The sequence below is a fragment of the Gordonia sihwensis genome (assembly GCF_029632925.1).
Classification (GTDB): domain Bacteria; phylum Actinomycetota; class Actinomycetes; order Mycobacteriales; family Mycobacteriaceae; genus Gordonia; species Gordonia sihwensis.
The window spans coordinates 1,487,107-1,500,715 of the sequence record NZ_CP121248.1; the positions used below are offsets into that span (position 1 = coordinate 1,487,107).

A 13,609-nucleotide genomic window follows, 5' to 3' on the forward strand; every position below is an offset into this window, starting at 1 on the left:
CGCGCGGGATCCGAACACGCGGCGCCACGGCGCGGTAACGTACGAGCCGTACGACGCTAGCAAGGTGGATCCCCGGCCGCCGGTCGGCTCGTGTTGCGCTCTGCCTTGGTCCACTAGGGAGGCAGATCAGAGTGACCGTCCCATTCGCTACGGAGTTCGCGGCCTACTATTTTCCCGATTTCTCCGACGGCGCCGCCGTCGCGTCGTCGGCCTGGGACCGCCTCGAGCGTCATCTGCGCCTCGGCGAGGTCCGTGAGCCGGGGGAGACCGCGGTCGCGACCACCGATCTGCCGGACGGATCGATCCAGATTCAGATCGTCGCCGACGACGCCCCGCTGCTCGTCGAATCGACGCTGGCGGTGCTGGACAGCCGTGGTCTGACGATCGTCGCGAACGACCATCCGGTGCTCGCCGTCCGCCGCGATGACCAGGGGCGGATCGTCGGCCTCGACGATGTGGTCGTGGTCGGCGGCGACGAGGCGGGAGCCGAGTCGTGGATCAGCGTCACCACAGCCCCCGCGTCCGGCGTCGACGGTGACGAACTGTGCGCCGACGTCGGCGCGGCACTCACCCGGGCACAGGCGGTGCACGCCGACGCCGCCCAGATCCATCGACGGCTGCTGAGCTTCGCGGACGCGTTGAGCGCGGACGACGAGGACGCGGACCTGCTGAGCTGGTTCGCCACCCGCGACAACTTCCTGCCCGTGGGCGCCCGCACCGCCGGCGGGCACGCGGAGAACGGCCTCGGGGTGTGGCGCGATCCGGACACCGACCGGCCGGAGCCGGTGGCGGGCGAGGAGCCGGTCGGCGTCGACCAGGTGTATCTGCCGACCGGTCTGCTCCGCAGCCGCTTTCCGATCATGGTGCGCGTCCGACTGGACGGCGTCGAGCACCAGGTGGTCGGCACCATCACCTCGATCGGCCTGTACCAGTCGGTGCGGTCGGTGCCCGGAGTCCGCGGCCGGGTGGCCGATGTCCTGCGTGGACTGGGTCTGAGCGAGGACTCCTACAGCGGACTGGCGGCGCTGGAACTGCTGCAGACGTATCCGCTCGCGGACCTGATGGCCGGCGACAGTGCCGAGCTCACCCGCCGGATCGGCGAACTCCTCGAGGCCCAGACCTCGCGTAATCCGCGGTTCTACGCCAGGACCGGTCCCGCTCGCGGTTTCGCGAGTGTGCTCATCTTCATTCCCCGCGAGACCTACTCGACCGCGGTGCGGTCGAGGGTTGTCACGTTGCTCGAGGAGGACCTCGGCGGCAGCCGTACTGAGTTCCTGACCCGCCTCTCGCACTCGCCGCTGGCCCAGCTGCAGGTGCTGATGCGCACCGATCCCGAGGCGCGGCACCGGGTCGACGACCGCCTGCTCGACCGGTTGAACGAGGCGGTCCGCTCGTGGCCGGACCGGGTGCGCGCGGTGCGGGAGGCCGACCCGGAGGTCGCCCGGCTGCTCGGCACCGTCAGCGAACGCTACCGGGACGAGCGGGATCCGCAGGATGCGGCCGTCGACCTGCCGATCGCGGCGGGCCTGGCCCCCGGCGGACTGCACGTCAGACTCGACCGGACCGATCCGGAGGCCTGGCGGTTCGTCCTCTACCTCGCCGACCAGCGTGCCGCGTTGACGCAGATCCTCCCGATGCTCCAGAGCCTGGGCCTGACCGTCCTCGACGAGCATCCGCACGTGGTGGACCGCCCGGACGGGGTGCAGGTGGCCGTCTACGACTTCACGGTCCGGCCCGCGCCGCACGTCGACGTCGCCGAGGCCGGCGACGTGGACGCGCGGATCGCCGAGGCGTTCTCCGACATGTGGCTCGGCGTCACGGAGGTGGATGCGCTCGGCGAGTTGGTGCTGCGCGCGGGGCTGACGTCCCGGACGGTGGCGATGATCCGCGCGTATGCCCGCTACCTCAATCAGTGCGGCGTCGGATTCGCGATGACCCACGTGGCCGCGGTCCTCGGCAACCATCGCGGTGTCACCAACGGGCTCGTGGAGTTGTTCGAGGCCAGTTTCGATCCGGACGGCGCGGAACCCGGACGGCGCGACCGTGCGCTCGAGGATCTGCGCGCGCGCATCGCGGAGATCCTGAGCTTGGACGCGGACCGAGTGGTGAGCGCGCTCGCATCGGCGGTCGAGGCCACCCTGCGGACCAACTTCTACGCAGACTCCGGCGACCCGGCGGCCGGCATCGGACCGACGATCGCGATGAAGCTCGACACCGGCGCGATCCCGCAGGCCCCGCAGCCGAGGCCGAAGTTCGAGATCTACGTGTACTCACCCAGGGTGGAGGGGGTGCATCTGCGGTTCGGCGATGTGGCGCGCGGGGGACTCCGCTGGTCGGACCGTCGTGAGGACTTCCGCACCGAGATCCTGGGGCTGGTGAAGGCGCAGGCGGTCAAGAACGCGGTGATCGTGCCGGTCGGCGCCAAGGGCGGTTTCGTCCTCCGTCACCCCCCGGTGGCGACCGGCGACGCGGCCGTCGATCAATCGGCTCTGCGGGAGGAGGGAATCGCGTGCTACCGGGCGTTCATCGCGGCCCTGCTGCAGATCACCGACAACCTCGATCCGGCCACCGGCCGGGTGCGGCCGCCGGCGCGCGTCCTCCGGCGCGACGCCGACGATCCGTACCTGGTGGTCGCCGCAGACAAGGGCACGGCCAGCTTCTCCGACATCGCGAACGAGGTCGCCGACCACTACGGTTTTTGGCTCGCCGACGCGTTCGCCTCGGGCGGCTCGGTCGGCTACGACCACAAGGCCATGGGCATCACGGCCCGTGGAGCGTGGGAGTCGGTCAAGAGACACTTCCGCGAAATGGGAGTCGACACGCAGACCCAGGACTTCACCGTGGTCGGCATCGGCGACATGAGCGGTGACGTCTTCGGCAACGGCATGCTGCTCTCGCGGCACATCCGGCTGGTGGCGGCCTTCGACCACCGGCACATCTTCATCGACCCGGATCCCGTGGCCGCGACCTCCTACGCCGAGCGGGCCAGACTCTTCGCACTGCCGCGGTCGACCTGGGACGACTACGACCGCAGCCTGATCTCCGCAGGCGGCGGCGTGTGGTCACGCGAACAGAAGTCGATCGACGTCACACCGCAGATGCGGGACGCCCTCGGGCTCGACGACGCCGTGGAGAGGATGTCGCCGCCCGACCTGATCCGCGCAGTGCTCCTCGCGCCGGTCGACCTGCTGTTCAACGGCGGCATCGGGACGTACGTGAAGGCGTCGGACGAGGCCGACGCGGAAGTGGGAGACAAGGCCAACGACCCGATCCGGGTCACCGGCGGGCAGCTCCGGGTCCGGGTGGTCGGCGAGGGAGGCAATCTCGGCGTCACCCAGCGCGGCCGGATCGAGGCCGATCTGGCGGGAGTGCGCATCAACAGCGACGCCCTGGACAACTCGGCGGGTGTCGACTGCTCCGACCGCGAGGTCAACATCAAGGTGCTGTTGGGCTCGCAGATCTCGGCGGGCGTGCTGGACGCCGACGACCGCAACGACCTGCTGTTGTCGATGACCGACGATGTCGCCGAACTGGTCCTCGCGGACAACATCGACCAGAACGCCGAACTCGGTCTCGCGCGCGACACCGCGGGAGAGGACGTGGAACTGCACGCGCGGATGCTCGCCCACCTCGCGTCGACCGGCGTCGATCTGGAACTCGAGGCCCTCCCGACTCCGGAGCAACTGCGCAGACGCCGCGCGGGCGATCTCCAGCGCGGACTCACCAGCCCCGAGCTGGCGACGATGATGGCCCATGTGAAGCTCGACGCCAAGAGCAGGCTGCTGGAGTCGGGTCTGCCGGACAACGACATGTTCGACGCGCTGGCGTCGGGCTACTTCCCCGAACCCCTGCGCGCCAGGTTCGCCGCGGGAATCCGGACTCACCGTCTCCGGCGGGAGATCGTCACCACGGTGCTGGTCAACAGGATCGTCGCCGACGGAGGCATGACACACCTGTACGCGCTGGGGGAGACCTCCGGAACCGAAGTCGAGGATGCGACGCGTGCGACGGTGGTGGCGATGCGGGTGTTCGGTGCCGCCGCGCTGCTGGAGGAACTGCGGACCGAGCAGGTCTCCGCCACGACGGTCGACGACGCGACCCGCCGGATCCGCAACCTGCTCGCGGCGGGGTCGCGCTGGTTTCTCGCGCACCGTCCGCAACCGCTCGCGATCGCCGCCGAGACCACCCGGTACGCGCAGGTCGCGGATCTGGGAGGACGCCTGGACGAATGGCTCACCGGTACGGCCGAGCGCTCGGTGCGGGAACGGGCCGCGGCCCTCGCCGACAGCGGCGTCCGGCCCGCACTGGCGCAGGCGGTGGCGATCAGTCCCTACCGGCTGCAACTGCTCGACGTGCTCGACATCGCCGAGATCTCCGACCGCTCGCCCGACGAGGTGGGCGAGCTGCTGTTCGCGGTGGTCGAGCGGTTCGGGATCGACGAGCTGGTCTCCCAGATCGCCGAACTCGGGCACGCCGACCGGTGGACCCAGCTGGCACGGTTGTCGTTGCGCGACGAGGTGTTCGCGGTGCTGCGCTCGCTGACGCGTGCGATCCTGACGATGTCCGAGCCCGAGGAGCCGGCCGCCCAGAAGATCTCGGACTGGTCGCAGGCGAGGTCGGCGATGATCGCGCGGACCGAGTCGACACTCGCCGATCTGGCCGCCACCGGCCGGTGGGACCTCGCCACCCTGTCGGTGGCGGTGCGCTCGTTGCGTAGTGTGGTCGGCTAGGAGGCACACAGCGCATGGCAGATCAAGAATCCCTCGCCGTAGACGAGAACGTCGACAAGCGAAGGCTTTTCGCGGATAACGGTTGTCGGACCGACCGGGGGTACGAGGTGTCGGTCCCGGTGCGGTGGTCGGATATGGACGTATTCGCGCACATCAACCACGCGCGCATGGTGACCCTGCTCGAGGAGGCGCGGATCCCCTGGCTCTTCTACGATGACAAGCCCACCGCGCTGATGCGCAAGGGCTGTCTCGTCGCCGACCTGCACGTCAAGTACCAGGGACAGATCCGCCACGACGAGTCGCCGATCCGCGTCACCATGTTCGTGGAGCGACTGCGCGCGGTCGACTTCACGGTGGGCTACGAGGTCCGGCCGTACGGAGCCGATCACGAGTCCCGGCCGTCGGTCGTCGCCACCACTCAGCTGGTCTCCTTCGACATCGACACGCAGCGGCCCCGGCGCATGACCGCCGACGAGAAGGCGTACCTGCAGAGCTTCCTCCGCGAGCCGGTGAACAGGTGACCGACGCGGCGGCGGGGGAGCGGGTGCTGGTCCCGCACGGGCCGGCCGACCGAACCGATCTGGCGGCATTCCTGGAACGGGCTCGCCGGGTGGACGACTCCGGCGTGCTGCGGGCTCAGCAGCGGCCGGACGGGCGCGTCGGGTTGTGGGTGCGCACCGGCTTCGACATCCTCGCGACCCGCTCGGTGTTCGGTTCGGTGACTCCGGCCGACGTGGTCGCCGACGTCGGCGCGATGTCGGCGGCGGTGGGCGGCGACGGTCCGCTCCCGCTCGGCTTCGCACTCCCCGGAGCCTGGCAGGGCGCGCTGCCCCCGTCAGACGGCTTCGATCACCTCGACGACGTCCCGGCGCGCGAGCTGGTGTCACTCGCCCGCAGGGGCGCCGACGTGGCCCGCACGGAATCCGGCGCGCTCGGCCCGGCGTCGTCGTTGCTGGATCAGACGGTGATCGAGGTGAGCGGGCCGAACGGATCGGGCGCTCGGGCGAAGGTGTCGATGCGTGCGATCTTCGCCCTCACCGCGATGGGCTTCGTCCGCGACGCCGCCGGCCGCGAGATCACTGCCGACTCACCGATCGACGCGATCGCGCCGGACGAGCCGGTGCGGGTCCGTCTCTCGTCCAGCTGGGTGCGGGTGGACGCGCGCTTCGGCTCGGTCTACCAACGGCGCTCGGTGCTGAATCTGGCCGTGCGCAGCTAGGCGGACACGCCGCTGCCCACGTTTCCGGCCGACATCGATTCCTGCCGGTGGTCGGTGCCGAGAAGAATGTCGGTGGTGTGGCTGATATGCCGCGCCAACGCCTCGACCGCGGCATCGGCATCTCGCGCGAGTGCGAGTTCCATGAGTTCACGGTGTTCTGCGATCACGTCACGGTCCGGGTGCCTGAAGTGCTGCTGGGACCACGATCGGTAGAGCTCTGCGGAATCACGCAACGATGTCGCGATCCCCAGCAGTCTGGAGTTTCGGCAGCCGGCCAACAGCGCATGATGGAAATCGGCGTGCGCCCGCGACCACGCGTCGCCCACGCGTTCTGGATCGTCCCGGTCGTACTGCGGAGTCCTCTCGAGTGTGTGGTGCTTCGCGACCAGATCCGACTCCCACGGAGTGTCGCCTTCAGCCAGTGACATGCGGAACACCAGGCACTCGATCGCCACGCGCGCGGTTGTGAGTTCGATCAGGTCCTCTGCGGACAGCGGGGTCACCTGAAACCCTTGGTGCGGTTGAGACCGGACGAGGTCCTGTTCGACCAAGCGGGTCAGAGCTTCGCGAAGCACCCCTACGCCGACGCCGTATCTGGTGCTCAGTTCCGGGAACTTCAGCTTCTCGCCGGGTGTCAACCTGCCGGCCAGAATGTCGGCTCTCATCGTCGCGAACGTGTCGTCCGCGCGGGTCCCATACGTGGATCGCGCCATGCTTCGACCCTAGCAGGAAAGGAACTTCCGTATAACTTTCTACTTTCTCTTGACGGATGGAAAGTTGTGGCGCATGCTGAAACGCACACCACAGAGTGGCGCCCGTCACTCTGGAAGAGGAGGATGACGATGAAGCTGGCGAATCTTGCAGGACGAGCGGTACTGGTGACCGAAGACGGGGCGGCCGACATCGCCCGCGACAGCGAAGGGCGTTTCGGGCCGGATCCGGAGTCTGTGCTCGCACGCTGGGATGAGTTCCGCGAGTGGGCGCGGACAGCTGCATTGACGCCGCAGAGTTTCGACGAGACGTTGCTCGGACCGCCGGTGTCGAGGCCGCGGCAGATCTTCGCCATTGCGCTCAACTATCGGGAACACGCCGCCGAGTCAGGATTCGAAATCCCGGCCAGGGCGTCGGTGTTCACCAAATTCGCCTCATCCCTGACCGGACCCTTCGGGGACATCGCCCTCGTCGACGGGAACGTCGACTGGGAAGCGGAGCTGGTGGTGGTGATCGGTCGGGAAGCACGCGGAGTGCATGTGGAGAACGCGTGGGACCACGTCGCGGGACTGACCAACGGCCAGGACATCTCGGAGCGATCCCGTCAGCTCGCCGGACCCGCACCGCAGTTCAGTCTCGCCAAATCGCATCCCGGCTTCGGCCCGATCGGGCCCTGGGTGGTGACTCCGGACGAACTGGAGAATCCGGACGATCTGGAGATCGCTTGCGCGATCGACGGAGAAGAGGTCCAGAAGAGCTCGACCTCCGACCTGATCTTCTCCGTACCCGAACTGATCGCACAGCTCTCCGAGGTCGTCACGCTCTACCCGGGCGACCTGATCTTCACCGGGACCCCGGCCGGAGTCGGCCTCGCCGCGGATCCGCAACGCTACCTCGCCGCCGGCGAGGTGCTGACTACCAGCATCGAGGGGCTGGGTCAGATGAGCCATCGCCTCGTCGCACCCCGCGACTGACGAGAAGGAGATAAGCCATGAGAGTCGTCGAGACCGATGTGCTCGTCGTGGGTGCCGGGCCCTCCGGACTGACAGCTGCGGCGTTCCTGGCGATGCACGGCGTCGATGCCGTCACGGTCACCAAGTACCCGCGTACCGCCAACACGCCGAGGGCACACATCACGAACCAGCGCACCATGGAGGTCATGCGCGACCTCGGGATCGAGGATCAGGTGCGCAGCGTCTCCGTCCCCAACGAGTTGATGGCCGACAACGTGTGGGCCACCAGCATGGCGGGCAAGGAGATCGCCCGGGTGAAGACCTGGGGGACGAAGGTCGACCGTAAAGCGGATTACGAGGCGGGAAGCCCGTCGGCCATGTGCAACATGCCCCAGCACCTGTTCGAGCCCTTGATCTTGCAGGGTGCGCTCGACCGCGGGGCCGACATCCGGTTCTCCACGGAACTGACCGAGATCTCGCAGGACGCCGACGGGGTCACCGCGACCGTTCGATACAGCCACACCGGTGAGACCTATCAGGTGCGGGCGAAGTACGCGATCGGCGCCGACGGCGGTCGCTCGACGGTCGCCGAGCAGTTGGGATTCTCACTCGAGGGAGAAACAGGGCTCGGCTACGCGGTCAACATCTGGCTCGAAGCCGATCTGTCCAAGTACCGCGCTCACCGGCCGGGCGTGCTGTTCTGGACCGCACAGCCCGGCAAGGACTTCTGGCTCGGCTCCGGAGTCTTCATCACCGTGCGGCCGTGGAACGAGTGGGTGCTGGTGTTCATGTACGACCCGGACACCGAAGAGATCGACACCAGCGAGGAAGCCATGCTGCCTCGCATCTACAAGGCCATCGGTGACGACAGCATTCCGGTCACGATCAAGAACGTCTCGACCTGGCAGGTCAATCACGTACTCGCCTCCGAGTACCAGCGGGGGCGGGTGTTTCTGGCCGGCGACGCCGCACACCGCCACCCACCGGCGAACGGGTTGGGGTCCAACACCTCCATCCAAGACGCGTACAACCTCGCTTGGAAGCTCGCCGCGGTCGTCAAGGAGCAGGCCGGACCATCTCTGCTCGAGAGCTACCACCAGGAGCGCCATCCGGTAGGCAGGCAGGTGGTGGACCGCGCCTTGAAGAGTGCAGACATCGTCGGGCGGGTCCCGTCGATCCTCGGCATCCGGCCGGGCCAGACCGACGAGGAAGGGTGGGCGGCGATCGACGAATTCTTCGCCGACACCGATGACGGACGCAAGCGGCGCAAGGCGCTTGAAGACTGCATCGACGAAAACGCCTACCATTTCCACGCGCACGGTGTCGAACTCGGCCATCGGTACACCTCGACGGCGGTGGTCGGCGACGGGACCCCGTTCCCGGCTCACACTCGCGATCCCGAGCTCTACTATCAACCGACCACTCATCCAGGCGCATATCTGCCGCATGTCTGGATCGAGCGGAACGGCGAACAGATCTCGACACTCGATGCCGTCGGTCACGGCAGATTCACAGTGATCACCGGAATCGGCGGCGAGGCGTGGGTCGCGGCTGCCGAGAAGATCGGTGCGGAGGTGGGCGTCGAGATCGCGAGTGCCCCCATCGGTTACCGTCTCGCCTTCGACGACGTATACGGCGACTGGGCGCGAGCCCGCGAGATCTCCGACGGCGGCTGCCTGCTGGTCCGGCCCGACCGTCACATCGCCTGGCGGAGCCACGGCATGGCAGACGACCCGCTCAGCGCGCTGCGTGAAGCGATCGACGCCGTCCTGTCCCGAGTCTGACTCCGCTCCATTTGATGAAGGAGGCTTCCAATGACCATCACGACCGGCACCATGACCGACGAACAGCGTAAGTCAGTCGCTCTGGAGTTCCTCAAACGCGTCGATACCGGTGGCGACGTCATCGAACTCTTCGCCGACGACGCTCTGTTCTGCTTCCCCAAGTACGGCATGGTTCGAGGCGTCGAGAAGATCGAGGAGTTCCTCGGCGAACTCGGCGGAATCATCTCGTCGATCGAACACCACTCCGCCTACTTCAACTACATCGTCGAAGGCGACAGGGTCGTGGTCGAAGGCACCAGCCACGGCACCACTGCGACCGGCGTCGAGTGGCGAGCGGGGCTGACCTACGCCGGGCCCTGGTGCGACGTGTTCGAAATCCGCGACTTCAAGATCCACCGTCTCTTCGTATATCTCGACCCGGATTACGCCGACGCCGACTCCGCCCGCTACCCGTGGCTCACCAGATAACCGCTCCCGATCTACTGTAAGGACCCTCACTCATGACGACCATGCGCCCGGACGCAGAACTGTCCCGCGACGAGATCATCGCCCGTAACCTCGCGGTGGTCCAAGAGCACTTCCACAATGAGAACCCCGACGACGTCGACAAGGCGATCGCCCTCTACGCGTCCGATATCTCCTGGGAAGCCCCGAACCGCGGCCTCGTTTACACCGATGCCGCCGAGGTGCGCAGCGCCTACATGAAGATCTTTCGCACGCTGCAATTCCATTCGCTCACCACGTTGCGACGCTTCGGCACGGAGCAGTTCGTGTTCGATGACGCGATTGCCGACGTGACCGTGATCGGTGACGAGATGCCCAACCTGCCGTTCCCCATCGGCACTCGGATCAGCCTGCGGCTGGTGCACTGTTTCGAACTCCGAGACGGTGAGATCACCAAGGAGATCGCATACGAGATGTGGCGTGACGCCGCCGGTCCGCTGGTCAACGACGCCGTCCCGCCGGGGTCGTCGGTGGAGTACTTTCCCGAACCGGACGACGCCGAAGGCTGACGGGCACGATGAACACTGCAACTCTGCTGGCAGCGAGCTCGCTTCGGGTGCCGACACGGGACGCTTGGCGCTACGGCGACCGATCGGCGAGCTACGCGGTCGCCAGCGATCGGATCGCACGGATGGCCGGCGGCCTCAGGGCGTCCGGGCTCCGTAGCGGCGATCGGGTGGTCCTCGTCCTGCCGAATGGGCCCGAACTCTTCGAATTCCTGTGGGCGACGCTCTGGGCCGGGCTGGTGGTGGTACCCCTCAACCGTCACCTGCACCCCCGAGAAGTGTCGTACGTTCTCGACCACTGTGCGGCGAAACTCGTGGTCATCGCGCCTGAGACGGACGGCGCAGTGAGCTGCGGCACGTCCGAAGCCACTGTGCTGCGGACCGACTCGGCAGCATACGAGGCGCTCCGCGTCGGGCAACCGGTCCCTGTCGCCGACGTCCGCCCCGAGGACCCAGCGTGGATCTTCTACACTTCGGGGACCACCGGGCGTCCCAAAGGTGCCACTCTCACGCACCGGAATCTGCTGAGCATGACGCTCAATTACTACGCCGACATCGACCCGGTCGGTGACGACGCCGTCTATCTGCACGCCGCTCCGCTCACCCACGGCAGCGGGCTCTACCTGCTCCCCGCGGTGGGCCACGGAGCAGTCAACGTGATCTCGTCGGCCGGCAGCTTCGATCCAGCCGACTATCTCGCCCTCGCCCAGTCCGACCGGGTCACCCACGGAGCGTTCCTCGCGCCTACCATGCTGCGTCGTCTCACCGACGAGGTCCGAGGGGGTTCGGCACCGGCGGTTCCGCACCTGCGCAGCCTGGTCATCGGCGGAGCCGCGCTGTATCAAGAAGATCTGCAGGACGCGCTCGATACGTTCGGTCCCATCATCACCCAGATGTACGGACAGGGCGAGTGCCCCATGACGATAGCCGTGATGAAACCGGACGAGGTTCCCCACGACAGCGCCGATCCTCGGCGCAGATCCTGCGGCCAGCCGTTCACCGGCGTCGAGGTGCGGGTGGTGAACGACGACGGTGCCGACTCGCCTGCAGGTACAACCGGAGAGATCCAAGTCCGCGGCGATGTCGTCATGGCGGGGTACTGGTCAGATCCGAACGCGACCGCGGCCGCCATCAGCGACGGGTGGCTGCGCACCGGAGATGTCGGGCACTTCGACGAGAACGGGTTCCTCTACCTCACCGACCGGTCCAAAGACGTCATCATCAGCGGTGGCTCCAATATCTATCCCCGCGAAGTGGAAGAGGTCCTGCTCGCTCATCCGGCTGTCCACGAGGCCGCAGTCGTCGGCGTCCCCGACCCCGAATGGGGCGAGAACGTATGCGCGTTCGTCGTGACCGGCCCGGGCGCCGACGTCACCGAACCGCAGCTCATCGCTCACACCCGTGCGCACTTGGCGTCCTTCAAGAAGCCCAAGTCCGTCACATTTCTCGACGAGCTTCCCAAGAATGCCAACGGAAAGGTCGTCAAACGGGCCCTGCGGAACCTCCGAACCGGAGCGAACGGCTGACCGTGATCCCCGGCCCGGACCTCACACCAGCCAGGCGGCGGCGCCGGGGAGCAGCAGACCGCCCTCCAGCGGGGTACTGACCAGGAGGATCTGTCCGGGCGGAAGCGGTACCGGGCGATCGGAGGCGTTGAGCGCACAGATGAGGCCGCCGGGCCGGCGGAAGGCGAGGCAGCCCTCGGGGGCGCCGTACCACTGCACGGTGTCACCGGAGAACTCCGGACGTGCGTAGCGCAGTTCGATCGCCTGCCGGTACAGAGACAGCATCGAGTAGATGTCCTCGAGCTGAGACTCCACGGTCAGTGCCGCCCAGTCGGCGGGGATCGGCAGCCAGGTGTCCGACCGGCTGCTGAATCCGAAGGGCGGCTCGGTGCCCTCCCACGGCAGCGGAACCCGACAGCCGTCGCGGCCGCGGTCGGTGTGACCGGAGTTCTCCCAGACCGGGTCGACGAGTGCGTCGTCGGGCAGATCGACGTTGGGCAGACCGAGTTCGGCACCGTTGTAGATGAAGACGGTGCCCGGCAGCGCCAGCTCCACCATGATCATCGCCCGCGCTCGGATGGTGCCGATGGCGAGGAGGTCGTCGGGCGTGCGCCCGTCGGCCGCCTCACCGGTGGGCTGGTAGCGCGTCACCTCGCGCGGCACATCATGGTTCGAGAGGGTCCACGTCGGCACCGCGCCGACCGAGGCGGTGGCGGCCAGCGACTCGGTGATCGCCTCCTTGATCTCATCGGCGTCGAATCCGGCGGTCGCCAGCCGGAAGTTGAAGCCCAGATGCAGTTCGTCCGGCCGGACGTACCGTGAGAAGGCTTCGTTGGAGCGGACCCACACCTCGCCGACGTTGAAGGTTCCGGGGTATTCGTCCATCACCGACCGGATCGCGCGGTGGATGTCGTGGACGGCCTCGTTGTTGAACCGCGGATCGTCGTCGGAGTGCAGCAGCACCTCGGCCGGGTGCTCCAGGTCGGGCAGGCCGTCGGGCTTGGCCATGCCGTGCGCGACGTCGATGCGGAAGCCGTCGATGCCGCGGTCGAGCCAGAAGCGCATGGTCGTCTGCAGGTCGGCGAGGACCTCCGGGTTGTTCCAGTTCAGATCGGGCTGCTCGGGAGCGAACAGGTGCAGATACCACTGGCCGGGGCGGCCGTCGGGCTCCACGATCCGCGTCCACGCCGGACCTCCGAAGACGCTGGTCCAGTTGTTCGGCGGCAGCTCGCCGTCATCGCCGCGGCCGTCGGCGAAGATGTAGCGCTCGCGCTCAGGGCTGCCCGGGGCCGCTCCCAGCGCGCCGGAGAACCACGGATGCTGGTCGCTGGTGTGGTTGGGGACGAGATCCATCGTCACCCGGATGTCGCGGTCGTGGGCCTGGCGAATGAGCTCGTCGAAGGTGTCCAGGTCACCGAAGAGGGGATCGATCGCGCGGGGATCGGAGACGTCGTACCCGTGGTCGGCCATCGGTGAGCGCATGATCGGCGAGAGCCAGATCGCGTCCACGCCGAGCAGTTCGAGATATCCCAATTTGTCGATCAGCCCGGCGAGGTCGCCGACGCCGTCGCCGCTGAGATCCGAGAACGATCGGGGATACACCTGGTAGACGACGGCCGACCGCCACCATTGGGCGTCGTCGGTCGCGGGGACGTTCGCCATGCTCTGCTCACTCACCGTCTTCTGTTCCCTCTCCT

10 protein-coding genes are annotated in these 13,609 nt (G+C 67.6%); 8 read left to right on the forward strand and 2 right to left on the reverse strand.

Annotation, left to right across the window (positions count from 1 at the left end; all coding sequences use genetic code 11):
- Positions 1-131: 131 nt before the first annotated feature.
- Genes P5P27_RS07180 through P5P27_RS07190 form a run of 3 tightly spaced genes read left to right on the forward strand, consistent with a single transcriptional unit; the run spans position 132 to position 5,949 of the window.
- Positions 132-4,730, forward strand: coding sequence for an NAD-glutamate dehydrogenase (locus P5P27_RS07180; protein WP_278127029.1), 4,599 nt, complete (start codon positions 132-134; stop codon positions 4,728-4,730).
- A 14-nt stretch (positions 4,731-4,744) separates the two neighbouring features.
- Complete coding sequence (locus tag P5P27_RS07185) at positions 4,745-5,251, forward strand: acyl-CoA thioesterase (RefSeq protein WP_278127040.1); 507 nt, start codon at positions 4,745-4,747, stop codon at positions 5,249-5,251.
- On the forward strand, positions 5,248-5,949 hold the full coding sequence (locus P5P27_RS07190; protein WP_278127042.1) for a DUF8185 domain-containing protein: 702 nt from the start codon (positions 5,248-5,250) through the stop codon (positions 5,947-5,949). The genes P5P27_RS07185 and P5P27_RS07190 overlap by 4 nt, the downstream gene beginning before the upstream one ends.
- Here the strand turns inward: P5P27_RS07190 and P5P27_RS07195 are convergent.
- A complete protein-coding gene (locus P5P27_RS07195) occupies positions 5,946-6,662 on the reverse strand; it encodes a GntR family transcriptional regulator (RefSeq protein ID WP_062367605.1) in 717 nt (238 codons plus the stop codon). The two genes, P5P27_RS07190 and P5P27_RS07195, sit on opposite strands and share 4 nt — an antisense overlap.
- A gap of 129 nt (positions 6,663-6,791) precedes the next feature.
- On the opposite strand from P5P27_RS07195, the gene P5P27_RS07200 reads away from it, so the two are divergent.
- Genes P5P27_RS07200 through P5P27_RS07220 form a run of 5 tightly spaced genes read left to right on the forward strand, consistent with a single transcriptional unit; the run spans position 6,792 to position 11,933 of the window.
- Positions 6,792-7,634 (forward strand): fumarylacetoacetate hydrolase family protein, encoded by an 843-nt coding sequence (locus P5P27_RS07200; RefSeq protein ID WP_278127045.1) that lies wholly within the window; start codon positions 6,792-6,794, stop codon positions 7,632-7,634.
- Between the two features lie 17 nt (positions 7,635-7,651).
- Entirely contained in the window at positions 7,652-9,397 is a 1,746-nt protein-coding gene (locus tag P5P27_RS07205) for an FAD-dependent monooxygenase (RefSeq protein WP_006896617.1), read from the forward strand.
- Positions 9,398-9,427: 30 nt separating this feature from the next.
- On the forward strand, positions 9,428-9,865 hold the full coding sequence (locus P5P27_RS07210) for a nuclear transport factor 2 family protein (protein ID WP_278127047.1): 438 nt from the start codon (positions 9,428-9,430) through the stop codon (positions 9,863-9,865).
- 32 nt (positions 9,866-9,897) lie between these two features.
- Complete coding sequence (locus P5P27_RS07215) at positions 9,898-10,410, forward strand: nuclear transport factor 2 family protein (RefSeq protein ID WP_006896619.1); 513 nt, start codon at positions 9,898-9,900, stop codon at positions 10,408-10,410.
- 8 nt (positions 10,411-10,418) lie between these two features.
- Positions 10,419-11,933, forward strand: a complete 1,515-nt coding sequence (locus tag P5P27_RS07220) for a class I adenylate-forming enzyme family protein (protein WP_278127049.1) — start codon at positions 10,419-10,421, stop codon at positions 11,931-11,933.
- A 21-nt stretch (positions 11,934-11,954) separates the two neighbouring features.
- On the opposite strand, the gene P5P27_RS07225 is transcribed toward P5P27_RS07220, so the two are convergent.
- Positions 11,955-13,574 (reverse strand): glycoside hydrolase family 13 protein, encoded by a 1,620-nt coding sequence (locus P5P27_RS07225; RefSeq protein ID WP_039867539.1) that lies wholly within the window; start codon positions 13,572-13,574, stop codon positions 11,955-11,957.
- Positions 13,575-13,609 lie beyond the last annotated feature (35 nt).